Source organism: Rhizobium sp. AG207R, assembly GCF_027109195.1.
GTDB classification, from domain to species: Bacteria; Pseudomonadota; Alphaproteobacteria; order Rhizobiales; family Rhizobiaceae; genus Rhizobium; species Rhizobium dioscoreae.
Genome location: NZ_JAEPVT010000014.1, coordinates 143,143 through 167,058, shown reverse-complemented (window position 1 = coordinate 167,058; position 23,916 = coordinate 143,143). Strand labels below are relative to the sequence as shown.

At 60.9% G+C, this 23,916-nt stretch carries 22 protein-coding genes; 20 read left to right on the top strand and 2 right to left on the bottom strand.

The window, feature by feature from the left end; genetic code table 11:
• The 20 genes from JJQ51_RS28855 to JJQ51_RS28760 form a co-directional block, all read left to right on the top strand.
• Positions 1–380 (top strand): cytochrome ubiquinol oxidase subunit I (locus JJQ51_RS28855; protein ID WP_269245582.1); only part of this gene is annotated, 380 nt, incomplete at its 5' end.
• A gap of 6 nt (positions 381–386) precedes the next feature.
• The gene (gene cydB / locus JJQ51_RS28850; protein ID WP_269245581.1) at positions 387–1,541 is read left to right on the top strand and encodes a cytochrome d ubiquinol oxidase subunit II; all 1,155 of its coding nucleotides are present in this window, start codon (positions 387–389) and stop codon (positions 1,539–1,541) included.
• A gap of 18 nt (positions 1,542–1,559) precedes the next feature.
• Entirely contained in the window at positions 1,560–1,685 is a 126-nt protein-coding gene (cydX, locus tag JJQ51_RS28845) for a cytochrome bd-I oxidase subunit CydX (protein ID WP_113390170.1), read from the top strand.
• A gap of 332 nt (positions 1,686–2,017) precedes the next feature.
• Positions 2,018–3,421: an aminotransferase-like domain-containing protein gene (locus JJQ51_RS28840; RefSeq protein WP_113351086.1), complete on the top strand. Its 1,404-nt coding sequence runs from the start codon at positions 2,018–2,020 to the stop codon at positions 3,419–3,421.
• A gap of 197 nt (positions 3,422–3,618) precedes the next feature.
• Complete coding sequence (locus JJQ51_RS28835) at positions 3,619–4,023, top strand: DUF983 domain-containing protein (RefSeq protein ID WP_145634122.1); 405 nt, start codon at positions 3,619–3,621, stop codon at positions 4,021–4,023.
• Positions 4,024–4,285: 262 nt separating this feature from the next.
• The gene (locus tag JJQ51_RS28830; protein WP_113351088.1) at positions 4,286–4,996 is read left to right on the top strand and encodes a FadR/GntR family transcriptional regulator; all 711 of its coding nucleotides are present in this window, start codon (positions 4,286–4,288) and stop codon (positions 4,994–4,996) included.
• 88 nt (positions 4,997–5,084) lie between these two features.
• Positions 5,085–6,617 (top strand): ABC transporter substrate-binding protein, encoded by a 1,533-nt coding sequence (locus JJQ51_RS28825; RefSeq protein WP_371864946.1) that lies wholly within the window; start codon positions 5,085–5,087, stop codon positions 6,615–6,617.
• Positions 6,618–6,674: 57 nt separating this feature from the next.
• A complete protein-coding gene (locus JJQ51_RS28820; protein ID WP_113351194.1) occupies positions 6,675–7,634 on the top strand; it encodes an ABC transporter permease in 960 nt (319 codons plus the stop codon).
• A gap of 3 nt (positions 7,635–7,637) precedes the next feature.
• Positions 7,638–8,513 (top strand): ABC transporter permease, encoded by an 876-nt coding sequence (locus JJQ51_RS28815; RefSeq protein ID WP_113351090.1) that lies wholly within the window; start codon positions 7,638–7,640, stop codon positions 8,511–8,513.
• A 20-nt stretch (positions 8,514–8,533) separates the two neighbouring features.
• The gene (locus JJQ51_RS28810) at positions 8,534–9,448 is read left to right on the top strand and encodes a dihydrodipicolinate synthase family protein (RefSeq protein WP_113351091.1); all 915 of its coding nucleotides are present in this window, start codon (positions 8,534–8,536) and stop codon (positions 9,446–9,448) included.
• A gap of 2 nt (positions 9,449–9,450) precedes the next feature.
• Complete coding sequence (locus JJQ51_RS28805) at positions 9,451–10,470, top strand: ABC transporter ATP-binding protein (protein WP_371864936.1); 1,020 nt, start codon at positions 9,451–9,453, stop codon at positions 10,468–10,470.
• A complete protein-coding gene (locus tag JJQ51_RS28800) occupies positions 10,471–11,424 on the top strand; it encodes an ABC transporter ATP-binding protein (protein ID WP_113351092.1) in 954 nt (317 codons plus the stop codon).
• A 227-nt stretch (positions 11,425–11,651) separates the two neighbouring features.
• Positions 11,652–12,536, top strand: a complete 885-nt coding sequence (locus tag JJQ51_RS28795; protein WP_269245580.1) for an AraC family transcriptional regulator — start codon at positions 11,652–11,654, stop codon at positions 12,534–12,536.
• Positions 12,537–12,737: 201 nt separating this feature from the next.
• On the top strand, positions 12,738–13,823 hold the full coding sequence (locus JJQ51_RS28790; RefSeq protein ID WP_269245579.1) for an ABC transporter substrate-binding protein: 1,086 nt from the start codon (positions 12,738–12,740) through the stop codon (positions 13,821–13,823).
• Positions 13,824–13,909: 86 nt separating this feature from the next.
• Positions 13,910–14,731: an ATP-binding cassette domain-containing protein gene (locus JJQ51_RS28785; protein WP_145634124.1), complete on the top strand. Its 822-nt coding sequence runs from the start codon at positions 13,910–13,912 to the stop codon at positions 14,729–14,731.
• Positions 14,728–15,978 (top strand): sugar ABC transporter permease, encoded by a 1,251-nt coding sequence (locus tag JJQ51_RS28780; RefSeq protein WP_113332737.1) that lies wholly within the window; start codon positions 14,728–14,730, stop codon positions 15,976–15,978. The genes JJQ51_RS28785 and JJQ51_RS28780 overlap by 4 nt, the downstream gene beginning before the upstream one ends.
• A 25-nt stretch (positions 15,979–16,003) precedes the next feature.
• Positions 16,004–16,732: an SDR family oxidoreductase gene (locus JJQ51_RS28775; RefSeq protein WP_113351196.1), complete on the top strand. Its 729-nt coding sequence runs from the start codon at positions 16,004–16,006 to the stop codon at positions 16,730–16,732.
• Positions 16,732–18,363: an FGGY-family carbohydrate kinase gene (locus JJQ51_RS28770; RefSeq protein WP_145634128.1), complete on the top strand. Its 1,632-nt coding sequence runs from the start codon at positions 16,732–16,734 to the stop codon at positions 18,361–18,363. Before JJQ51_RS28775 ends, JJQ51_RS28770 begins: the two co-directional genes overlap by 1 nt.
• A gap of 134 nt (positions 18,364–18,497) precedes the next feature.
• On the top strand, positions 18,498–18,899 hold the full coding sequence (locus JJQ51_RS28765) for a (R)-mandelonitrile lyase (protein WP_145634180.1): 402 nt from the start codon (positions 18,498–18,500) through the stop codon (positions 18,897–18,899).
• Between the two features lie 420 nt (positions 18,900–19,319).
• A complete protein-coding gene (locus JJQ51_RS28760; protein ID WP_145634131.1) occupies positions 19,320–20,240 on the top strand; it encodes an alpha/beta hydrolase in 921 nt (306 codons plus the stop codon).
• A gap of 1 nt (position 20,241) precedes the next feature.
• Here JJQ51_RS28760 and JJQ51_RS28755 read toward each other — a convergent pair whose 3' ends face one another.
• Positions 20,242–22,245: a CocE/NonD family hydrolase gene (locus tag JJQ51_RS28755; protein WP_145634134.1), complete on the bottom strand. Its 2,004-nt coding sequence runs from the start codon at positions 22,243–22,245 to the stop codon at positions 20,242–20,244.
• 21 nt (positions 22,246–22,266) lie between these two features.
• Positions 22,267–23,847, bottom strand: coding sequence for an ABC transporter substrate-binding protein (locus JJQ51_RS28750; RefSeq protein WP_145634136.1), 1,581 nt, complete (start codon positions 23,845–23,847; stop codon positions 22,267–22,269).
• Positions 23,848–23,916 lie beyond the last annotated feature (69 nt).

Genomic DNA, 23,916 nt, shown 5'->3' with positions numbered 1-23,916 from the left:
TTGGGATGTTCTTCATCCTGCTGATGACGGTCTTCTTCTTGCTCTCGGCTCGCCGGAAACTGGATCGCTATCCGCTGCTGCTGAGGATCGCGGTCTTCGCCATTCCGCTGCCCTGGGTCGCCATCGAGCTTGGCTGGGTCGTTGCGGAATTCGGCCGTCAGCCATGGATCATCGAAGGCGTGCTGCCGACGGCGGCGGCCGTCTCCAATCTTGGCGCCGGCACCGTGCTTCTCACCATCCTCGGTTTTGCCGCGCTCTACACCATCCTCATCGTCATCGAGATGATGCTGATGATCAAGGCGATCCGCAATGGCCCCGAAGCGGATGACGAGCCGGAGGCCAAGCTGATTTCCGAAAACCTCGTTCCGGCTGCGGAGTGACCTGCCATGATCCTGCATGAATTGATCGATTATGAGACCCTGCGCATCATCTGGTGGCTGCTTCTCGGCGTGCTTTTGATCGGTTTTGCCGTCACCGACGGCTTCGACCTCGGCGTCGGCACGCTCCTTCCCTTCGTCGCAAAGACGGATACGGAGCGACGCATCGCCATCAATTCGATCGGCGCGACTTGGGAGGGAAATCAGGTCTGGCTGATCCTTGGCGGCGGCGCCATCTTCGCCGCCTGGCCACCGCTCTATGCCGTGTCCTTCTCCGGCTTCTACCTCGCCATGTTCGCCATCCTGTTGGCGCTGATCCTGCGGCCGGTTGCGTTCAAATACCGTTCCAAGCGCGATAGCGCCGGCTGGAAGGCGGGCTGGGACTGGGCCTTGTTCGTTGGCGGTTTCGTTCCATCGCTGATCTTCGGCGTAGCGGTCGGTAACGTGCTGCAGGGCGTGCCGTTCCGGTTCGACGACGATATGCGCATCTTCTACGAAGGCTCCTTCTTCGCGCTTCTGAATCCATATGCACTCCTCTGTGGTCTGCTGTCGGTTGCCATGCTCGTCATGCACGGCGCCGCCTGGCTTCTCGTCAAGACAGATGGAGTTGTCGCCGAACGCGCGCGTCGGTTCGGCACGGTGGCGGCTCTGGTTGTGATCGTGCTCTTCGCGCTCGGCGGCCTGTTCCTTTGGATCGGCATAGACGGCTATCGCATCGCCAGTGCAATCGATGTCGAAGGCCCATCCAATCCGCTTCTGAAGACGGTCGAACACAGCGCGGGCGCATGGCTTGCCAATTATGGCAGCCATCCATGGATGATGATCGCGCCGGCTCTCGGTTTCCTGGGTGCGGCAGTGGCCTTGCTTGCCATGCTCGGGCGGCGTGAAGTGACCGTGCTGCTGTTCAGCAAGCTTGCCATCTTCGGCATCATCTCAACCGTCGGCGTCTCGATGTTTCCCTTCATCTTGCCGTCCTCACTTGATCCGCGCTCCAGCCTCACGGTCTGGGACGCTTCGTCCAGTCATCTGACGCTCTTCATCATGCTCGTCGTCGCCGTCATCTTTCTGCCGAGCGTGCTTGCCTACACCGCATGGGTTTATCGCGTGCTGTGGGGCAAGGTTGACGAGGCGACGGTGAACGATAAGGGCGGCCACGCCTACTGATCTGCAAGGAGATTTCGCATGTGGTATTTTGCCTGGCTTCTCGGCTTCCCTCTGGCCGCAGCATTCGCTGTCCTCAACGCCATGTGGTACGAACTGGTGGATGATCAAGCGAAAGCGAAAGCCGCGCTCACTCAGGAAAAATGAGCGAGCGTCCCATCCTTGATGGAACTTTGCCATATGATCGGCACGCCGGACCAAAACCGGCGTGCCGCGCTCGCAAGAGCGAATGGCGATAACCGGGATATAGGTTCCTGGGTTTATGACTGCCGAGTTGGTCAAACAGCTTTGTCATGCCGTCAATTACGGGAGTATCGGCTGGTTCAAGGCATTCATGGCTCGAAAATATTGGGATATTTGGTTTTCTTAGAGATGAAAAATGCGGTAGATAGCTCCACATAGCGGGAATTGTATGCAATGATATGCCATCAATGCCGGCCGGAGTTTCAGCTCAGGTCTGGTCTCGTGCGGAGCATGAAATGAAAGACTGGCATCCCGATCTCAGCCGCTCCTCCAGCCCCCGCTACATTGCCATAGCCGACTTGATCGAGATGGATTTGCGCAGCGGCGTTCTTGCCGCCGGGGACAGGTTGCCGCCGCAACGCGCGCTTGCCAAGCGTCTCAGCATCGATTTTACGACCGTTGCGCGCGGCTATGTCGAGGCGCAGAAGCGTGGGCTTGTGGATTCCCATGTCGGACGCGGGACGTTCGTGACTGGCAGGCAGGAGAGGGAGCGCCGAAGTTTTGCTCTCGACGCCGCTTCCGATCCGCGTCGTGCCTCCGCGATCGATTTTTCGATGAATCTCCCGCCGGAACCGAGCGATCCGGATCTTCTGGCCCGCATGCAGGAGGGCATGTCGGCCGTAGCGGTCGATCTTATTCCCTTGCTGCGGTATCAGGGATTTGGCGGCCTGGCTGTGGACAAGGAGGCCGCCGCAATCTGGCTCAGCCGCCGGGGCCTCACCCCGACACAGGAGCGCATCTTCATAACACCCGGCGCGCACCCGGCCTTGCTGGCGATCTTTGGCCTCTTGGCCAAGCCAGGCGAAACCGTTCTCTCGGAAAATATTACCTATCCCGGCATGCGTTCGATTGCGGCGCAGCTCCGGCTCAATCTCTCGGGCCTGGCGATGGATGAGGAAGGTGTCTTGCCGGAAGCTTTTGAAGACAGCTGCGAGCGCCTGCGACCGAAGGCGCTTTACCTCAACCCGACACTGCAAAATCCGACGACGCTGACGATTCCGCAGGCGCGGCGCGAAGCGATTGCCGCAATTGCCCGCAAATATCGTGTGCCGATCATCGAGGACGATGCCTATGGCTTCATTCCGCTGGATGCGCCAGCGCCAATGGCTGCAATCGCCCCGGATCTGACCTGGCATATCGGTGGATTGGCAAAGTGCATCGGTGCGGGGTTGCGTTTGGCCTTCGTCGTGGCGCCGGATACCCGGTCGATATGGCCCTTCGTGAGTGCGATGCGAAGCAACAATGTCATGGCGTCGCCGCTCAACATGGCGCTTGCGACGCGCTGGATCGAAGATGGCACTGCCGATGGTATTCTGCGTTTCATTCGTACGGAGGCCGCCGCCCGCCAGGAGATGGTCGCTGACACATTGCCATCAGGCAGCTATCGGGCTGACCCCATCAGCTTTAACATCTGGCTGCCGCTGGGTAACGGCTGGACGCGTGCCACCTTCGGCAGCCATATGCGCAATGCAGGTATCGGCGTTGTTGCAAGCGACGCATTCACGGTAGACGGCGTGGCACCTGAGGCCGTGCGCGTTTGTCTCGGTGGCCCAATAGGCCGCGAGGCCTTGAAGGGTGCCTTGAGTTTCATGGCGCATGCGCTGCAGGGGCCGCCGGAATTGGCCGCCTCCTTTTTCTAGTCTTCTGGCGCAACATCGCTATTGATGGGAGCGGCGCAGGCTCCTTACCGCGCCTATTCTCTTCATTTGCCGAAATTGCCACTGCGTCATTCTGCCGAATGGACGTATAGAATGCATTCATTATATTTAGAATGAATGCATGCAATATGATTATTGATTGCCTTCCCTTGGAAGATTGATTCAGGAGTGATGCTGTCATGGATGCCGATTATCCCCCGCTGAGCCCGCTGCAGGCCGGCCTTCGTTGTCGTTGCCCGCGTTGCGGGCAAGGGCGTTTGTTCGATGGATTCTTGACCCTTCGCAAGCAATGCGAAGCGTGTGGTCTCGACTATTCCTTCGCAGATCCCGCCGATGGGCCGGCTTTCTTTGTCATCTGCTTTGCCTGCATCCCGAGCGTCCTTCTCGGTGTCTGGCTGGAGGTGGCGTTCTCGGCGCCAGTGTGGGTGCAGTTTCTGGTGACTGGCCCCTTCATGCTGGCGACCTGCATTCCGCCATTGCGACCGTTGAAGGGATGGCTGATTGCGAGTCAGTACTTCTACAAGGCCGAGGAAGGCAAGCTTGTTCGTCTGCCGCAGGCGGACGGGCCTCACGCAACAAATTGAGGCCTGCTGTCGCTAGAGAACCAGAGCAAAGTTTGCAACGGATGGCTACGAGGCGATCAGAAGAAGATCGCCAAACCGACTTTCTCGGACTGATTTTCTCGGCATGGCATGGCTCGACCCTTTTCGTCGCCTGCGTTTCCGAAGCCTCCGGATATCAAATTGGACGACGATGGATGTTGCTTGATTTCAATTTTCCTGTCCACTTGACGGATATCCTACAAGTCAATAAGTTGCACGCCATGTCCCGAGGAGCTTGGGTGTCATGGTGGGAAAAGTCATTCAGCCTTTGACGCGCGCACCCTTGCTGCATGTCTCCGTGCAGGAGAGTTTGCGCAGCTATATTGCCGATAACGGTCTCGAGGCGGGCACGATGCTGCCGGCGGAGGGCGAGCTCGCGGCGCAATTGGGTGTCAGCCGCAACTCTCTACGCGAAGGCATAAAGGCGCTGGAATCTCTCGGTGTATTGGAAACGCGCCGCGGCATCGGCATATTCGTCAAGGCATTCTCCTTCGCGCCGCTGCTCGACAATCTCGCCTACGGGCTCGGCGATGCGCTGCGGCATATGGAGGAAGTGCTGGAAATCCGCCGCACGCTCGAAGTGGGCCTGATCGGCAAGACGCTCGACATGATCGGGCCGGAGGACCTGGTGGAACTGCGTGCCACGACCGACCGCATGCGCGCTCACGCCGAACGCGGCGAACCTTTTGCCGAAGACGATCAGCTCTTTCATCGCCTGCTGTTTCGCTGCCAGGGCAACGAGACCTTCGTTCGGCTGATCGATGTCTTCTGGCTTGCCTTCTACAAAGCGTCCCGCTTCTTCGATCTGGACGATGTCGATCCCATGGCCACCTGGCGTGACCATGAGGCAATCGTCGATGCGCTGGAATCCAGAAATCTCAAGGAGGTGCGCATGCGCCTCGACCGTCATTACGAGGGAATTTCGCAGGTGATCGCCAACAACAAGAAGAAGTAGCGATCGCAACCACGAGAGGAGGATCATCATGAGGAAAGCTTTTCATCTGCCTGCAATCGCGTTGGCAGCTTTGCTATCGGCCACTGCGATGCCCGTCTTGGGTGGCCTAGCAGTACCTGCCGCCGCCGCTACCATGTCCGGGGGCTTCGATGTCGGCCCAGGCGGCTTCCAGGGCAACTTCAATCCGCTGGCGGCAACCGCCGGTCTCACCTGGCTCAGCACCTACTTTGAGCCGCTGGTCAGCTACGATGAAAAGCTGCAGAAGATCGTCGGTGTGCTTGCGTCCTCCTATGAGGTGAGCCCGGATCAGTTGACCTATACGTTCAAGCTTGCCGATACCAAGTGGCATGACGGCAAGCCTTTTACGGCCAAGGACGCCAAATTCACCGTCGATCTTGCGGCCAATGCCAAGACCGGCTCGATCTTTGCCGCCCGTTTTAAACTCCTGTCATTCGTCGAGACGCCGGACGACCATACGCTTGTCATCAAGCTTTTCGCGCCTTCCGCGAGCCTGCTTGATACGCTGGCCAAGATCATGGTGCTGCCTGAGCATGCGCTTGCCGCCGTGCCCGTCGATCAGCTTGCGAAGAGCACTTGGTGGTCGACCTCGCCGATTGGGACGGGGCCGTTCAAGTTCGTCAAATATGTGCAGGATCAATATGTCGAGCTGACAGCCAATCCCGACTATCGCGGCGGCAAACCCGTTCTCGATCGGCTGATCAACCGCTATTTCGCCAATCCGGCGGCAGCGATCTCGGCGCTGCGGGCAGGCGAGATCCAGTTCACCTATGTCGATTCCAACGATGTGCCGACCTTCAAGGACGACAAGTCCTTCAAGATCATCGAGGGCGATTCCTTCGTCGTCAATTATCTTGGTTTCAACCAGGATTCGCCACTGTGGAAGGATCTTCGCGTCCGGCAGGCCGTCATGTACGCCATCAATCGCGATGCGATCATCAAGAGCCTCTATGACGGAGCGGCAAAGCCCGCCAATTGCGCTTATGTCGCCAATCAGTTGGTTCCGGACGGCATCGAAGCCTATCCCTACGATCCGGCCAAAGCCAAACAATTGCTCGACGAGGCCGGCTGGGACAAGATCAACGGCAGCAAACCGATCACCTTGCTGACCTATTATAACACGCCGCTTGCAACGAACGTATTGGCGGCCATGCAGGCCATGCTGGCGCAGGTCGGCATCAATGTCGTGCCGCGCGCCGTCGACGCGCCGACGTATAATGGCATCGTGCTGAACCCAAATGCCGACGCATCGCAATTCCAGCTTGTCTATGCGGGCCTTCAGAACGGACCCGATCCGAGCAACATCAACACCGGGCTCAACGAAAAGCAGATCCCGCCGGCGGGCGCCAATGTGGTGCGCGCACGCATGCCCGATCTGACCAAGGCGCTAGATGCGGCGATTGCCGAGACGGACGCCGGCAAGCGTGATCAGCGCTACCAGGATGTCTGCAAGGTCATGAACAAGGATCTGCCCTGGGCGACCATGTGGGTGGCGAACCGCTATGGCGTGGTTTCGTCCAAGGTGAAGGATTTCATCTGGACACCGGCGCCGGGCGGCGGGCCATACATCGCGCATCCGGAAGCGTGGAAGCTCTCAAACTAGGTTTTGAGCCGGCTGCAGGCTCGGTGGCTGGCGCATTCCGCGAAACGCAGGTTCGATATGCTGCACTATGGTCTCAGGCGTCTTGTAATCGGCATCGGCATGCTCGTCGCCTTGAGCATACTGGTCTTTGTGTTGCTGCGGTTGACGCCGGGCGATCCGATCGATGCCTATATCGACCCGAGCACGCCTTTATCTCCCGCTGCGATGGCCGATTTGCGTGAGCGCCTCGGGCTGGATCGGCCGCTGCCGCTGCAATATGTCGGCTGGTTGCAGCAGGCTCTGCAAGGCAATCTCGGCTATTCCGTCAAGCGGCTGGATCAGCCTGTTCTGACGCTGGTTCTGTCTCGCATCGGTCCGACGGTGCTGCTGATGGGCTCGGCCCTGATCATGGCGATCGTCGCCGGCATTGCTGCAGGCGTCATCGGTGCCGTCAGGCGCAATTCAGTCACGGATATCTCGCTCTCCGTGCTGGCGCTTGCCGGCATATCGAGCCCTGCCTTTCTGAGCGCGCTTCTTGGTCTTTATATTTTTGCGGTGCGTCTCGGCTGGCTGCCCTCGGGCGGCATGCTGACGCCCGGCGAGGACTTTTCCATCGGCGACCTGCTTTGGCATCTTATCCTGCCGGCTTCGCTTCTGGCGATCGCGCAAGCCGCGCTCATCATGCGCTATATGCGCGCTTCGCTGCTGGAGGTCCTCAATCAGGATTATGTGCGCACCGCGCGGGCCAAGGGCGTGTTCGAATTCTGGGTTATCGTCAAGCATGCCCTGCGCAATGCGCTCCTGCCTGTCGTAACCGTCATCGGCTCGACCATAGGTCTTGCCATCGGCGGTGCGATCTTCGTCGAAAGTGTCTTCAACTGGCCGGGCATGGGCCTGCTTCTCGTCGATGCGGTCACGTCGCGCGATTATCCCGTCATCATGGGGGCGACGCTCGTCATCGGCGCCTGCGTCATCATCGTCAACCTGCTGACCGATCTCGCCTACGCAGTGATCGATCCCCGCATCAAGGTGGGCTGAGCGATGCTGGCGCGAACCGAACGACCAAGCCATGGGCCACTTGCCCGAGCATTCGATCGCTTCCGGCTGAACGGGGCGGCCCTTTTCGGCGTCTGCGTTGCCGTACCGCTGCTGCTGCTGATCGTCACCTATCCGCTATGGTGGCGATTCCAGCCCAACGACATCGATCTCCTGGCCATGAACGCGCCGCCCAGTGCGACGCACTGGTTTGGAACGGACGGCGTCGGGCGCGATGTCTTTGCCAGAGCGCTCGAAGGCGGCCGTATATCGCTGATGGTCGCGGCAGGTTCCACCGTCATTTCGGCCATCATCGGTTTTCTGTTCGGCTTCGTGTCTGCCTTTGCCGGCCGCTGGGCGGATGCGCTCAGCATGCGCTTCGTCGATCTGGTCATGACCTTGCCGCCGGTGATCTTCCTGCTGGTGCTGGCCTCCATCACCGGCACGGGCATCTTGCCGACGATAGCAGTCATATCGCTGCTCTCCTGGCCGCTGCTGGCCCGTATGGTGCGTTCCAGGCTGCTGGAACTGCGCGAACGCGATTTCGTCACCGCTGCGCGCGGCATGGGGGCAGGGCTGCCGCACCTGCTGCTGCGCCACGGCATGCCGAACTGCATCGATATTCTGGTTGTCTACGCCACGACGCAGGTCGCCAATGCAATCCTCTTGGAGGCTGGGCTTTCCTTTCTCGGTCTCGGCATTGCGCCGCCCGCGGCGAGCTGGGGCAATATGCTGAATGCGGCCCGCTCCACAGCCGTTCTCGAACAATATCCGTGGCAATGGCTGTTTCCCGGCGCAGCTCTGGTGCTTGCCGTCCTTGCCATCAATTTCATCGGCGACGGGCTGAGGGATGCCTTCGATCCGCGCGCCGAGCTTCATTGAACCCAGGAAAGAAAGAGACGATGAGTAAATTCAAGGGTGTGGTGCCTCCCGTTGTAACGCCGCTGAACGACGATTTCACTGTGGATTACGCATCCTATACTAGGGTGCTGGAGCATCTGATCGATGGCGGCTGCCACGGCGTCTTCGTGCTGGGCTCCACCAGCGAGGTCGTCTTCCACGACGAAAAGACACGGCGGGAGATCATCGAGCATTCCGCCAAGGTCGTGAACGGGCGGGTGCCGCTGCTGGTCGGTGTCATCGACCCCACGACAGACCGCGTGATCGCTCATTCGAAAATCGCCAAGGCGGCCGGCGCCGACGCCGTCGTCGTCACCGCTCCGTTCTATACGGTGACCAGCCAGTCAGAGATATTGGATCACTTCCGCTGCATAAGAGATTCTGTCGATGTACCGCTCGTCGCCTATGACATCCCGGTCTGCGTGCATGTGAAGCTGCAGCGCCAGACGGTGGTGACACTCGCCAAGGAAGGGACCATCATCGGGCTAAAGGATTCCAGCGGCGACGACGGCAATTTCCGCTATGCGCTGCTCGATCTTGCCGATCACAAGGATATCTTCCTGATGACCGGCTCCGAAATCGTCGTCGACAATGCGCTTCTGATGGGCGCGCATGGCGTGGTGCCCGGTATCGCCAATGTCGATCCACATGGCTATGTGCGGCTATGGGATGCCGCGCAGCGCGGCGACTGGGCCGCGGCGCGGCGCGAGCAGGAAAGGCTTTGCCGCCTGTTCGAGATCGTCTGGGTCGCGCAGGGCCGCGTCAGCGGCGGTGCCGCCGGCATCGGGGCCTTCAAGGCAGCGATGAAAAGCCTCGGCATCATCGATACCGCTGTCATGCCCCGCCCGCGCGCGGCACTGAATGCGGAGGAAACGGCCAGGATCGATGCGATCCTGAAGAATACGGGGCTGCTGTAGGTATGATAGCGCCGGCTGCCCAACCCGTTCTCGATATCAGAGGGCTCAGGACCGTCTTCCGCACCCGCGGCGGCGAGTTGACCGCTGTCAGAGATATCGACCTGACCATCGACGCGGGCGAGACGCTGGCGCTGGTCGGCGAGTCCGGTTCGGGCAAGTCGGTGACGAGCCTTTCCGTGATGCGGCTTCTGACGCGCAATGTCGGGAAGGTCGCAGCTGGCAGCATTCGGTTGCGGGACAGGCAAGGCGTCGTCAGCGATCTCGCCACGCTGGACGACAGCCATATGCGTGAGATCCGCGGCGGCGCTATCGGCATGGTATTCCAGGAGCCGATGTCGAGCCTCAATCCAGTGCTGACAATCGGCGATCAGATTGCCGAGCCGATCCGCATTCATCGGCGGGCAGATCGTGCTACCGCGATGCGTGAGGCGATCGCGCTGTTGGAAAGCGTCGGAATTCCCGATGCGCAACGCCGCGTCAGGCAATATCCGCATGAACTATCCGGCGGCATGCGGCAGCGCGCGACCATTGCCATGGCGCTTGCCTGCGATCCGGTGCTGCTGATCGCTGACGAGCCGACGACGGCGCTCGACGTCACAATACAGGCGCAGATCCTCGATCTCCTGCAGCGGCTGCAGCGGGAGCGCGGCATGGCGATCCTCTTCGTCACGCATAATCTCGGCGTGGTGGCAGAGATCGCCGATCGCGTCGCCGTCATGTATGCCGGCCGGATTGTCGAGGAAGGGCCGACGGAAACAGTGTTCCGCAATCCGAGGCATCCCTATACGCGCGGCCTTTTGGCCTCCATGCCGCGGCTCGGCGAGGCGACACGGATGCGGCAGGCAGGCGAGCCGCTATACGCTATTCCCGGTGTCGTGCCGAGCCTGACGCGAATGCCATCCGGCTGCGCTTTCGCGCCGCGTTGCGCCCACGCGATCCAGGCTTGCGGCGCGGCGGTGCCGCCTCTCGATGCTGTCGATGCAAGCCATGCGAGCCGCTGCATCCGCTGGCGGGAGATTTAGATGACCGAAGCGCTTGTCTCCGTTCGCGATCTTGCCAAGAATTATGTGTCCCGCGGCGCAAGGCTTTCCATACTTCGCGATATCTCCTTCGATATCGGAAAAGGCGAAGTGGTGGGGCTCGTGGGAGAGTCCGGCAGCGGCAAGACGACGATCGGCAGGTCCATCCTGCGATTGATCGAGCCATCGGCCGGCAGCGTGCGCTTCGACGGCACGGAAATGACCATGCTCGGCGCCGGCGATCTGAGGCGCATGCGACCGCGCATGCAGTATATTTTTCAGGATCCCTTCGCCAGCCTGTCGCCGCGCATGACCATCGGCGAGATCCTGATCGAGGGGCTGAAGATCCAGCGTATCGGCAGCCGTATGGATCGGCTGGATCGGGCACGCGCGGCGCTCGAACAGGTGGATTTGCCGGCGGACGCGATCAATCGCTATGCCCATGAATTCTCAGGCGGCCAGCGCCAGCGGATCGGTATTGCGCGCGCACTTGCGCTCGGGCCGGAATTTCTGGTCGCCGACGAACCCGTTTCGGCACTGGATGTCTCCATTCAGGCGCAGGTCATCAATCTGCTGCGCGGCCTACAGCAGCGTCTCGCGCTTACCATGCTGTTCATCTCTCATGATCTTGCGGTGGTCGAATATCTCTGTGATCGCGTCATTGTGCTTTATCTCGGGCGGATCATGGAGATTGCTGCAAGCGCTGATCTGTATGCCCGGCCACGCCACCCCTATACCCGCGCGCTGCTCTCGGCCATTCCCTCACCGGACCCGGACAGTAGACGCGACCGGCAAATCCTGAAGGGCGATATTCCGAGCCCGGCAAATCCGCCGAGTGGCTGCGTCTTCCGCACGCGCTGTCCCTTCGTGCTCGAGGCCTGCGCGACGACGGTTCCGCAATTGCGGGAGATTGCGCCGGGGCAGTTCAAGGCATGTATTCGCGACGATCTCGATTGATCCCGCTTTCAGGCTGATACGGATCTCGCGACGCGGCTTGCTATGTCGCACTGCACATTTGACCAAACGGGCCACCCTTGATGTCAAAAAAGTATCGGTTGGGCGTACAAGGCGTAGTAGCGGCAGGCGCCTATGAGAGGTAGATTTACCACATAGAAGACGCGATGGCCTCTGGGAGGAGGCGCCGTAGCCGTAACGAATGCGGACGGACGAAAGGAGGTTTGCCGATGAATCCCGATTTGGAAGTGGTCGCGATCGGCAGCGGAGAATCCTTCAAAGCGTGGGAGCACGGCTATCCCTACCGCACGGTGCGTTGGCATTTCCATCCCGAATACGAAATCCATCATGTCGTCGCGACAACGGGTCAATATTTTATCGGCGACTTTATCGGCGAGTTCGAGCCCGGCAATCTAGTGCTGACAGGACCGAACCTCCCGCATAATTGGGTGAGCGACGTGCCTGCCGGTGTCACCCTGCCGCTGCGCTGCCGCGTCCTGCAATTTTCCGAATCCTTCTTCGCCGATGCCAGCAAGGTTTTTCCGGAACTGTCGGCCTGCGCCGGTATTCTTGAGACGAGCCGCCGCGGTGCGCTCTTTACGCCTGAAACGGCGGCCATCGTCGGTCCGATCCTCGGCGAACTGGTGGAAGCAACCGGTATCTGCCGCATCGAACTCTTCATGAATATTCTCGATGCGATGAGCTGTGCCGAGGGCACGCGTACGCTCGCCAGCGCCGGCTATCAGCCGGACCCATCCGGCTTCATGTCGGCGGGCGTCAATCAGGCGCTGGCTTACATCAATGCGCACCTCACCGAGCCGTTCAGCGAGTGTGATCTGGCCGAATTGACCGGCCAGAGCCCGAGCGCCTTTTCGCGCAGCTTTCGCCGCCATACCGGCATGGCGCTGGTTCAGTACGTCAATCGTCTGCGTATCAACTTCGCCTGCCATCTGCTCATGAGCAAGGCCGAGATGACGATCACCGATATCTGCTTTGCGGCAGGCTTCAACAATATCTCGAACTTCAATCGGCGTTTTCTGGATCAGAAGGGCATGGCGCCCTCCCGGTTCAGGTCGCTCTTGGCACAGCACGCACGCGCGGTGGAGGCCGCCTAACACAAGGGAGGACAGGGAGGAGAGACAAATTCAGGGCGAGCGAACGGGTTGGCATCTCTGCCGTCTGAAGGAGAAGGCTTGTCCAAAATTACCGCCGCGTCGGTCTGAGATCGCCTTCGGCGACGCATCAACAAGAGCATCGCGTGCGGACAGCCGCGATGATCGAGGGAAACCATTACCATTTGGAACGGAGAAATTCCAATGAACCATTTCGCACTGAAAATCGCCGGCATAACCGCGCTTGCGGTCGGTCTTCTGGCCGGCACTTCCGCCTTCGCGCAGTCGGCCAAAGTCACGGACGCGACCGTCGCCTTCCTGATGCCCGACCAGAGCTCGACGCGCTATGAAGAGCATGATTTCCCTGGTTTCCAGGCCGAGATGAAGAAGCTCTGCGCCGGCTGCAAGGTCATCTACCAGAACGCCAATGGCGATGCCTCGCGTCAGCAGCAGCAGTTCAATTCGGCGATCTCGCAGGGTGCGAAGGCTATCGTGCTCGACCCGGTGGACTCGACGGCCGCCGCCTCATTGGTGAAGCTCGCGCAGAGCCAGGGCGTGCGCGTCATCGCCTATGACCGGCCCATCCCGTCGGCGGCCGCCGACTACTACGTGTCCTTCAACAACGAAGAGATCGGCAAGATGATCGCCAAATCGCTGGTCGATCATCTGAAGGCGAAGGGCGTGAAGGCGGGCGATGGCGGCCTTCTCGAGATCAACGGCTCGCCGACCGATGCTGCTGCCGGCCTGATCAAGAAGGGCATCCATGCCGGTCTGGCCGACGGCGGCTATCCGGTGCTGGCCGAATTCGACACGCCGGAATGGGCACCGCCGAAGGCGCAGCAATGGGCAAGTGGCCAAATCACCCGCTTCGGCAAGAAGATCCTCGGTGTCGTCGCCGCCAATGACGGCACCGCTGGCGCAGCCGTCGCTGCCTTCAAGGCCGCCGGCTACGATCCAGTGCCGCCGGTCACAGGCAATGATGCGACCATCGCTGGCCTGCAGCTCATCATTTCGGGCGATCAGTATAATACGATCTCCAAGCCGAGCGAGATCGTGGCGGCTGCTGCCGCCAATGTTGCGATCGAGCTGCTCTCCGGCGAGACGCCGAAGGCCGACACGAAGCTCTTCGACACACCGACCAAGCTCTTCACGCCGGCCCTGGTCACGTCCGAAAATCTGAAGGCCGAGATCATCGACAAGACGGTCAACGGCAAGCCGATCCAGACGCCGGAACAGCTCTGCAACGACCGCTATGCCGATGGCTGCAAGAAGCTCGGTATCGGCAGCTGAGATCTGCTCCTCCCAGTCTCCGGCTGCTTCGGCGGCCGGAGGCAAAACGCATCCGATAGCATTTCAACCCGAGAAGGTGGCGAGTCATGAGTGACGCTTCCGATCATAGAGCCCCGGACGGCGAGCTGGTGCTCAGCCTCAAAGGGATCTCCAAACACTTCGGCGCCGTCTCGGCACTGACGGATATCAACCTCGATGTGCATGCCGGCGAAGTCGTGGCGCTGGTCGGCGACAACGGCGCGGGCAAATCGACGCTCGTTAAGGTTCTGGCCGGCGTCCATCAGCCGAGTTCAGGCACGATTACATTCCGCGGCAAGCAGGTCACGCTCAGTGACCCCGCAACCGCGCTCGATCTCGGCATCGCCACGGTCTTTCAGGATCTCGCCCTTTGCGAAAACCTCGATGTCGTCGCCAACATCTTTCTCGGCCGGGAACTGAGCCCGATGAAGCTCGACGAAACCGCCATGGAGGTTCGCGCCTGGACGCTGCTGAATGAGCTCGCGGCGCGCATCCCGAGCGTGCGCATCCCCATCGCCTCGCTTTCCGGCGGTCAGCGGCAGACGGTGGCGATCGCCCGTTCGCTGCTGCTTGAGCCGAAACTCATCATGCTCGACGAGCCCACCGCAGCACTCGGCGTCGCACAAACCGCCGAAGTGCTGAACCTCATCGAACGCGTCCGCGACAAGGGGCTCGGCGTCATCATGATCAGTCACAATATGGAGGATGTGCGCGCCGTTGCCGACCGAATCGTCGTGCTACGCCTCGGGCGCAACAACGGCATCTTCTATCCAGATGCCTCGAACCAGGAACTCGTCAGCGCCATCACCGGAGCCACGGAAAACGCCGTGTCGCGACGCGCAGGGCGGCGTCAGGCCCAGCAGGAATTGAGGGAAGGGGGCCAGCCATGAGCCAGGACAGCAAGCAATCGACCATGCTGCTCGACCGCAGCGATGTCCGCGTCAACCATGATACCGGGCTTGGCGCGACTATTCGCTCCTCCATCGACAAGGTGCGCTCCGGCGACTTGGGCTCGTTGCCCGTCGTCGTCGGCCTCGTCATCATCTGGACGGTGTTCGGCACGCTCAACCCGACCTTCCTTTCCAGCAACAACCTCGCCAATTTGCTGTTCGATGCTTCGACCGTCGGCATCATTTCGCTGGGCATCGTCTGTGTGCTGATGGTTGGCGAGATCGACCTTTCGGTCGGCTCGATCAGCGGCTTCGCCTCGGCCATGGTCGGCATGCTCTGGGTCAATGAGGGCTGGCCGGTGGCGTTGGCGATCCTGGCGGCGCTGGTCGTCGGCGGTGTGATTGGCGTGATCTATGCCGTACTGTTCAACCGCTTGGGCATGCCGAGCTTCGTTGCCACATTGGCAGGTCTTCTCGCCGTACTCGGCATGCAGCTCTATCTGCTTGGCGCCACCGGCTCGATCAATCTGCCCTATGGCTCGGCGATCGTAAATTTCGGCCAGCTCCTCGTCATTCCTCGACCGCTTGCGTATCTCTTCGCGCTTATTCCGGGTGTGGTTCTGCTGGCGACCGGCTTGGGCACTGTGCGGCGACGCAGGCAGGCGAACCTCTCCGCGCCCTCCGTCGGCGGCCTGCTGGCGAAGGCGGCTGTCATCACCGTGGCCCTAGAGTTCGTCGCCTTCTACCTCAATCAGGATCGTGGCGTTCCCTGGATGTTTGCCTTGTTCGTGGTGCTTGTTATCGTCATGGACTACGCGTTGACGCGCACGCAATGGGGCCGGTCGATGTCCGCCGTCGGCGGCAATCGCGAGGCAGCGCGCCGCGCCGGTATCAACGTACGCAGGATCTATACCAGCGCCTTCGTGCTTTGCGCCATGTTTGCGGCGCTTGGCGGCGTGCTAGCGGCGGCACGTCTCGCCTCGGCCAGCCAGCAGGCGGGTACAGGCGACGTCAATCTGAATGCGATTGCGGCGGCCGTCATCGGCGGCACCAGCCTCTTCGGCGGCCGCGGCAGCGCCTATTCGGCCCTGCTCGGCATCATCGTCATCCAGTCGATCGCCAGCGGCCTCACCATGCTCGATCTGTCGTCGGCGCTTCGCTACATGATCACAGGCGCAGTTCTTGCCATTGCCGTCATCGTCGACTCGCTCGCCCGTCGTTCCCGCGCCTCGCATGGGCGCGGCTGATTTCTTCAAGAAGGTAAGGATTGTTATGAGACAGGATTTTGCCGGCAAGGTCGCCGCCATCACCGGGGCTGCCTCTGGAATTGGCCTGGAATGCGCCAAATCGCTATTGAAAGAGGGCGCCAGCGTCGCCCTCGTCGACCGGGCCGAAGACAGCCTGAAAAGCCTTTGCGCCGAATTGGGGCCGAACGCCTTTCCCGTCGTCGTCGATCTTCTGAACCCCGAGAGCGTAGCGGCGATGATGCCGCAGATTCTTGGCAAGTTCGGTAAGCTTGATATCTTCCATGCCAATGCCGGCGCCTATATCGGCGGCGAGGTGGCGGAAGGCGATCCCGATTCCTGGGACCGGATGCTGGATCTGAATATCAACGCGGCGTTCCGCTCGGTTCGCATGGTGTTGCCGCATATGATCGAGCGCAAGACCGGCGATATCATGATGACGAGCTCGATCGCCGGTCTGGTGCCGGTGGTCTGGGAGCCGATCTACACTGCCTCCAAACATGCCATCCAGGCTTTCACCCACACGGTTCGGCGCCAGGTCGCCAAGCATGGTATCCGCGTCGGCGCCGTGGCGCCGGGGCCGGTGGTAACGGCGCTGATCAGCGATTGGCCACAGGCAAAGCTTGACGAAGCGATTGCCGCGGGCGGCCTCATGGAGGCGACGGAAGTGGCGGAAGCGGTGCTCTTCATGCTATCGAGGCCGCGGAACATCGTAATCCGGGATCTGGTGATCCTGCCTTTGAGTACGGATCTCTGATGACAGCACCCTATTTCATCGGCATCGATGTCGGCACCGGCAGCGCCCGGGCCGGGGTTTTCGATGCGCATGGCCATCTGCTCGCCGCCGCCAAGCGGCCGATTACCATCTGGCACGAGGCCGGCAGCATCGTCGAGCAGTCGAGCGAGCAGATATGGAGAGCCGTCTGCGACAGCGTCAAAGAGGCTGTTGCAACGGCAAAGATAGCGGCCGGTGACGTTTCGGGCATCGGCTTCGATGCAACCTGTTCACTGGTCGCCGTCAAGGCGGATGGCCAACCCGTGGCTGTCGGACCATCGGGCTATGCCAATCGCAATATCATCGTCTGGATGGATCATCGTGCGGCCGGCGAGGCGGCGGAGATCAATTCAGGCAATCATGCCGTGCTGCGTTATGTCGGCGGCCGGATCTCGCCCGAGATGGAGACGCCGAAGCTCCTGTGGCTGAAGCGAAACCTGCCGCAATCCTTCGCGGCAACGGATCATTTCTTCGATCTTGCCGACTATCTGACCTGGCGCGCGACCGGCTCGCTGCAGAGATCCGTGTGCACGGTGACATGCAAATGGACCTATCTCGCCCACGAGAAGCGCTGGGATGCGCAATATTTCAAGGATATCGGCCTTGGTGAGTTGGCCGACGAAGGCTTTGTGCGGATCGGCACCGAGATCGTCGAGCCGGGTACGGCACTCGGTGGCGGCTTGAACGACGCTGCCGCCGGCGATCTTGGCCTCATCGTTGGTACGCCGGTCGGCGCGTCGCTGATCGATGCCCATGCGGGCGGCGTCGGGACGCTCGGCGGGCAGGGAGCGGACGGCAAAGCCAATGTCCGGCACAGGCTCGCCTATATCTTCGGCACCTCCGCCTGTTCGATGGCGTCGAGTGATGACGCTGTCTTCGTCGATGGCGTTTGGGGACCTTATTATTCTGCCATGGTGCCTGGCCTCTGGTTGACCGAAGGCGGGCAATCTGCGGCAGGGGCGGCGATCGATCATCTCGTTACCATGCATCCGGCAAGTGGTGAGGCGCGTGCCAGGGCCGAAGCGGAAGACTTGTCGCTCGTCGCCTGGCTTGACCGGCAGGCCATGAAGGCGGTCAAGAATGCGTCCGACGCCGTGAAGCTCGCGCTGTCCATTCAAGTCGTGCCGGAATTCCTCGGCAATCGTTCGCCCTATGCCGATCCCGACGCTCGCGCCGTCATCTCCGGCCTCGGACTGGAAACCGGTATCGATGATCTTGTCGCGCTCTATGTCGCCGGCCTTTGCGGCATCGGCTATGGCCTCAAGCAGCTGCTCGAAAAGCTGGCTCAGGACGGCATTGCCTGCGATCTCATCATCGCCAGCGGCGGGGCTGCCCAGAGCGGATTGGTACGTCAGCTTTTGGCGGATACGACCGGCAGGCCGGTCGCTGTCGCCGATACGGAGGAGCCTGTTCTTCTCGGTGCGGCCATGCTCGGCGCCACGGCCGGCGGGCATTGCGGTTCGCTCGTGGACGCGATGGCTGCCATGTCACGGCTGGCGAAGAGGTTCGAGCCGGCGGATGGCACCATCAGGGCGTTGCATGAACGGCGTTACGAAGCTTTCGCGCTGCTGCAATCGGCAGATCGCAGCATCCGCACCTTGATGGCGTCGTAAGTCTGGCGGGAACGACATTTATCGCTCCAATTCATAAGTCTATACGACGATGGCCCTCTACCGCTTTGTCAATTGCAGGCTAGATTGCCCTCATGCAGCGGAGCCGTCACGGCTCATCGCAGGAAAGGATGGTCATCATGGATATCACGAGGAACGGTGCGCAGCCCTCCGGCAAAGGCCCTTCGGATTGGTTCACCGGTACTGTCCGGATAGACCCGGTCTTTGTGGCTAATGATGCGCGGCGCGCCGCAGCGAGCAGCGTCACGTTTGAACCTGGTGCGAGGACGGCATGGCATACCCATCCGCGCGGCCAGACCTTGATCGTCACCGTCGGCCTGGGTCTCGTTCAGCGCGAAGGGGGGCCGGTCGAAGAGATCCGGCCCGGAGATGTCGTCTGGTTCGAACCGAATGAGAAGCACTGGCACGGTGCTTCGCCGACGACAGCCATGACCCATATCGCCATCCAGGAACACCTTGACGGCAAGGTGGTGGACTGGCTGGAGCATGTGACGGACGAGCAATATCACGCGAGGTGAAGGTCCAACCCGTGGTCGGCCAGCACCGAGCGGATCGCTTGCAGGCAATCAACTCTTGCCATAAGTCAGCCTCACGAGGTCAATATAGATGGAACCCTGTCGCTTCCACGGCACGTCCTAACGATCGAATGCCCCGCGACGTAACTGGCCTCGCGATGGCAGCAATATGGATGGGGAAATATCATGCTTCGGCTTGTGATTGGCGCGGCTCTTGCGCTTGCAGCGCTCACCTGGTCCAACGCGCAATGTATGTAAATGCCGACGGGTTTTCCCCTACTGTCGGGCAGCGTATTTGCCGCCGATTGAACTCGGCGTAATCAGGCAGATGTCGCCATAGCGGCGGTGCTGGCCGTAGGCAGATAAGTGTTCGGTTGCATCGCCGCGTAGTGTCGATGCACTGGCACGAATCGAGGATATCCGATGACCTCTGTTGAGCGTCCCATGCCGAGCGAAGCCGGCATCCTGCAGTTCATGGAGATTTGCGATTCCTTCTATCCGCCGGATGCGGTAACGGCCTCCATCGCGCAACAGCGCCAATGGTATGACGCACTATGCGCTCGTTTCGATCGCCCTTTACCGGAGGGCATGCAGACCGCGGATGATCTTGTATCCGGAACGATTCCCGTCAGGCGTTACAAGCCCGCCAATATCCGTACGACAACGAAGCTTCTCTATCTCCATGGTGGCGGCTTCGTTGTCGGTTCGCTCGAGAGCCATCATGCGATCTGCGCCGAGATTGCCGATCATGCCGGCGCCGAACTGGTCTCGGTCGATTACCGGCTGGCGCCGGAATATCGCTGGCCCGCCCAGACGGATGATTGTTTCAACGTTCTCAAGCAGCTGCTCGCCGAGAAGAGGCCGGTCGTGCTGATCGGCGATAGCGCCGGCGGCAATCTCGCGGCAGGGCTGGCGGTGCGCGCGCAGGCCGAGGGGCTTTCGGGCATTGTTGGCCAGATCCTGATCTATCCCGCACTCGGCGGCGATCTCGTCTCCGGCTCCTATGAGGAGATGGCCGAGGCGCCGGGCCTGACGACGGCTGATGTCGCCTATTACCGCACCGTTCTGCAGGCGCCAGAAGGCGATCCGGTCGCAGGACCGCTTGCCTTAGCCACCATGGCCGGCCTTCCGCCAACCTTCATTACCGTTGCGCATTACGATCCGCTGCGCGACGATGGCCGCAACTATGCGGCGCGTCTCGCACAGGCGGGCGTCGAAGTCTGGTTCCGCGAGGAGCCGCAGATGGTGCATGCCTGGCTGCGGGCACGGCATATGAGCGAAGGTGCGCGGGCCGGCTTTGCCGCCATCTGCGCAGCGGCAAGCCGGTTTGCGGGGTCGCGCTGAACTACATCAGGTCGCGGGCGATACGTTTCTCCTCGAAGGTCTTCCGGAAGATTTCGGTCTCGCCCTCATAGGCAACGACGGAGGCGCTGATGATCCAGTCCTTTGCCGCGCAGGATATGGACGATGTCGCCACCGTGCGAACGAACCAGCTGGGGCGGCTCATGTCACAGGTCCATGTCGAGATGCCTGTCATCGATAGCGGATCGTCCGGCGCGATCGACCAGACCTCTTCGCGCAGCTGCCGTGTGGAAAGTCCGGTGCCGGGATGTTCGGAGAGGCCGGTGTCCTCATGAATTTCATAGCGGGTGACGCCGGCCGAGAGATCGCGCATCACCTGCCGCTTCGTCGAGCCTGGTGCGTGTTCGATATATTTCGGCAGCGGATCGGGATTGTCAGGCTGCTTGATGTCGATGATCTCATGCGCACCGAGCTTCGGCAAAGCAAGGCCGATGGAGGCGATGTCGATCGCCAGGCCCGGATCTTCCGGTGGCGGCAGGACCATCGGCCAATAGGCTGTCGACAGCGACAAGCGGATGCGGTGCCCCTTGCGGAAACGATAGCCGCAGGCATCGAGCGTCACAGTCACTCTGACCTGCTGACCCTTGATCAGCGGCTCCGGCGCGGCATCGCCGTTGCGGTGGGCGAGGTTGAGCACGCCGAAGGAAACGCGCGTTGCCGTGCCGTCCGGATGGATATCGACGAGCCTTGCGCAGAGATTGGCGGTTTCGGCGTCGCATCTGAGCGTCAAGGTGACGACGGGGCGGCCGAGATAGTCGTGATCCTCGATCAGCGGCGCGGTTTGGAAGGTCAGCGAGCCGGCATCGTCGACGCGTTGATCGATCGCCATTTCCGCATCCGGCTTCAGGGTGAACCATTCGCCCGAGGCCGTACCCGTGTCGAGCGGCGAGCGCAGATAGACGGGATGTTCCGGTGCGTGCGGGATTGGCATGCCTTCCATCAGCGTGCCGAATTGCTCGACATAGAAACACTGCATCTCTGGCTGCTGCCATTCTTGCTTCGCGATCCAGAAACCGGGGTCGAAGTCGCGGCGTTTGGCGGGCTTTATGGCGTCAAGAATATAGGCACGCACCGATGGCATGGCCTCCGCGCCGTTACGTTCGCCACGCAGCCAGTGGTTCCACCAGGCGATGGCTTCTCCGTGGAAATCGACCCGCGGCTTCGGCCAGGCGAAATGCGGATATTTGTGAACCCACGGGCCGATCAGCGCCTTCGCCTTATCCCCGAGGCCTTCGACCGCCAACAGCGGCGTATTGCGGTAACCGTCAGCCCAGCCGGCGATGACGATGGCGGGGATATCGAAGCCTGCAAAATCTTCGCAGATCGAGCCATGCCGCCAGAAATCGTCACGACGCTGGTGCTGGAGCCATTCTTCCATGAAGAAGGGTTCCTTTTCCAGGCGCTCCAGCCACATATCGCGCCAGTCGTCGCCAACGATGGCCGGGTCGGGTGAGCGCGATTGATAGCCGAGCATGGTCGCCGCCCAGGAGAGTTGGGCGGAGAGATGGCAGCCGTTCTTGTAGTGGATATCGTCGTTATATCGATCGACCGTGGAGGCGATCGAAATCACCGCTTTCAACGCGGGCGGCTTCAGCGCTGCGACCTGCAGGCAGTTGAAACCGCCCCAGGAAATGCCCATCATGCCGACCGACCCATTCGACCACGGCTGTGCTGCGATCCAGGCAATCAGCTCGCAGGCATTCGCAAGCTCGAGCTCTGTATATTCGCCATCGATGACGCCGCTGGATTCGCCGGAGCCTCTGATATCGACACGAACGCCGGCAATGCCTGCTGCAGCGAAGACCGGGTAGGTGGATTCGTCACGCGGACTTGTCCCGTCGCGCTTGCGGTACGGCAGGAACTCGAAAACGGCAGGCACGGGATCGCTCTCCGCCCCTTCCGGCATCCATATGCGCGCGGCAAGCCGCGTTCCGTCCTTCAGGGTGATCCATTGATTTTCGATGGTGGTGAAGCTGCGCTCGGCCATGATCATATATCCAGAAGAGGTTTAGGCATTAAACCATACACGGCTGCCGATGTAGCCATTCGACATATCGTTGCCGATATCGTCCACGTATCCCTTCAGCGTCTTCGAAGAGGCCATGATGTAGTCGTTGAAGACGGGCAAAATCAGGCCACCATCGTCTCGCACCATCACTGCCAGCTGTCGATAAAGCACCTTGCGTTTGGCTTCATCGAGCTCGGATCGCGCCTGCAACACCAACTTGTCGAAGTCGGGGCGCTTGAAGCGCGTATCGTTCCACTCGGCGGTTGACAGGTAGGAGGTGGAGTAGCGCGAATCCTGCGTAGGACGGCCGCCCCAGAAGGATGCGCAGAAAGGCTGCTTGTTCCAGACATTGGTCCAGTAGCCGTCTTCCGGTTCGCGCTTCACGTCGATCGCAATGCCGGCCTTGCGTGCGCTTTGCTGGAACAGGATCGCCGCATCCACCGCGCCTGGAAACGCTGCGTCTGACGTCAGCAGCTGAACGGGGCGATCGAGACCCGATTTCTTGAAGTGGAAGGCGGCCTTGTCTGGATCATAGGGGCGCTGTTCGATATCGGTCGGCGCGAGCGCGTAGTTGGAATTGACCGGATAGTCATTGCCGATCGTCCCGTAGCCGCCCAGAACCTTGTCGAGGATCGACTGGCGATCGATCGCATATTTCAGCGCGAGCCGAAGATCGGCGTTGTCGAAGGGCGCCGTGTCGCAATGCATCAGGAAGCAGTAGAAGCCCTTGCCGGCATTGCGGACGATCTCGACGGTCGGTGCCCGCTGCAGCATCGGCACGGTTTTCGGGTCGACATTGTTGACGAAATGAACCTGACCGGAGGCGAGCGCTGCAATGCGGGCGGTGTTGTCGTTGATGACGAGGATTTCGACGCTGTCGACGAAGCCCCGGTCAGAGCGCCAATCCCTAGGGTTCTTCTCGAAGGTGGCACGAACACCCGGCTCGAAGCTCTTCAGAATGTAAGGGCCGGTGCCGATAGCTGCCGCCGGCTTGTCGACGCCGCCCTTCGGCTGGATGATCAGGTGGTAATCGGTCAAAAGCAGAGGCAGATCCGCATTGCCCTCGGAAAGCGTGAGGACGAGATCGCCCGCCTTTTCTTCGATGCCGGTGATCGAGGCCATAAGCCCAAGAGCACCCGACTGCGAATTCTTGTCCGCATGCCGCTTCAATGTCGCGACAATGTCGGCGACCGTCATCTTGCTGCCGTCGTGAAACTGCACATCGTTGCGGATCTTGAAGGTCCAGACGGAAGCGCCAGCCGAGGGCGTCCAGGAGGATGCTAGCGACGGCAAGGGAGCGCCGGTCTTCGGATCGGATTCGAGGAGCGTATCGCCCCAGAGGCGGCCAATGACGAACAAGACGGAGGCACTATAGGTTGCCGGGTCGAGCGCATCGCTGGTGGCGCCGCCCTTGAGGCCGAGTTTCAGATGACCACCGCGCTTCGCTTCCTGTGCTTGAGCATCGCGGGGCATTAGGAGGCCGGAGGTGAGTGCCGGCAGTGCACCCAGCGCGGCTGCCCCGCCGAGGAAGTGGCGGCGGCCCATATTCAGCTGAGAAGATTGATCTTTTTGTTGCGTCATGACAGTTCCCTCGTTTCCATTTTGTAGGTGAGAACGTAGAGGCCGGCTCAGCCCACGCAATTTCGCGAC

What these genes read in the sequence shown, in the direction of transcription:
- cydB (WP_269245581.1), top strand. Translation starts at nt 387, where the DNA reads ATGATCCTGCATGAATTGATCGATTATGAGACCCTGCGCATCATCTGG.
- cydX (WP_113390170.1), top strand. Translation starts at nt 1,560, where the DNA reads ATGTGGTATTTTGCCTGGCTTCTCGGCTTCCCTCTGGCCGCAGCATTC.
- JJQ51_RS28840 (WP_113351086.1), top strand. Translation starts at nt 2,018, where the DNA reads ATGAAAGACTGGCATCCCGATCTCAGCCGCTCCTCCAGCCCCCGCTAC.
- JJQ51_RS28835 (WP_145634122.1), top strand. Translation starts at nt 3,619, where the DNA reads ATGGATGCCGATTATCCCCCGCTGAGCCCGCTGCAGGCCGGCCTTCGT.
- JJQ51_RS28830 (WP_113351088.1), top strand. Translation starts at nt 4,286, where the DNA reads ATGGTGGGAAAAGTCATTCAGCCTTTGACGCGCGCACCCTTGCTGCAT.
- JJQ51_RS28825 (WP_371864946.1), top strand. Translation starts at nt 5,085, where the DNA reads ATGCCCGTCTTGGGTGGCCTAGCAGTACCTGCCGCCGCCGCTACCATG.
- JJQ51_RS28820 (WP_113351194.1), top strand. Translation starts at nt 6,675, where the DNA reads ATGCTGCACTATGGTCTCAGGCGTCTTGTAATCGGCATCGGCATGCTC.
- JJQ51_RS28815 (WP_113351090.1), top strand. Translation starts at nt 7,638, where the DNA reads ATGCTGGCGCGAACCGAACGACCAAGCCATGGGCCACTTGCCCGAGCA.
- JJQ51_RS28810 (WP_113351091.1), top strand. Translation starts at nt 8,534, where the DNA reads ATGAGTAAATTCAAGGGTGTGGTGCCTCCCGTTGTAACGCCGCTGAAC.
- JJQ51_RS28805 (WP_371864936.1), top strand. Translation starts at nt 9,451, where the DNA reads ATGATAGCGCCGGCTGCCCAACCCGTTCTCGATATCAGAGGGCTCAGG.
- JJQ51_RS28800 (WP_113351092.1), top strand. Translation starts at nt 10,471, where the DNA reads ATGACCGAAGCGCTTGTCTCCGTTCGCGATCTTGCCAAGAATTATGTG.
- JJQ51_RS28795 (WP_269245580.1), top strand. Translation starts at nt 11,652, where the DNA reads ATGAATCCCGATTTGGAAGTGGTCGCGATCGGCAGCGGAGAATCCTTC.
- JJQ51_RS28790 (WP_269245579.1), top strand. Translation starts at nt 12,738, where the DNA reads ATGAACCATTTCGCACTGAAAATCGCCGGCATAACCGCGCTTGCGGTC.
- JJQ51_RS28785 (WP_145634124.1), top strand. Translation starts at nt 13,910, where the DNA reads ATGAGTGACGCTTCCGATCATAGAGCCCCGGACGGCGAGCTGGTGCTC.
- JJQ51_RS28780 (WP_113332737.1), top strand. Translation starts at nt 14,728, where the DNA reads ATGAGCCAGGACAGCAAGCAATCGACCATGCTGCTCGACCGCAGCGAT.
- JJQ51_RS28775 (WP_113351196.1), top strand. Translation starts at nt 16,004, where the DNA reads ATGAGACAGGATTTTGCCGGCAAGGTCGCCGCCATCACCGGGGCTGCC.
- JJQ51_RS28770 (WP_145634128.1), top strand. Translation starts at nt 16,732, where the DNA reads ATGACAGCACCCTATTTCATCGGCATCGATGTCGGCACCGGCAGCGCC.
- JJQ51_RS28760 (WP_145634131.1), top strand. Translation starts at nt 19,320, where the DNA reads ATGACCTCTGTTGAGCGTCCCATGCCGAGCGAAGCCGGCATCCTGCAG.
- JJQ51_RS28755 (WP_145634134.1), bottom strand. Translation starts at nt 22,245, where the DNA reads ATGGCCGAGCGCAGCTTCACCACCATCGAAAATCAATGGATCACCCTG.
- JJQ51_RS28750 (WP_145634136.1), bottom strand. Translation starts at nt 23,847, where the DNA reads ATGACGCAACAAAAAGATCAATCTTCTCAGCTGAATATGGGCCGCCGC.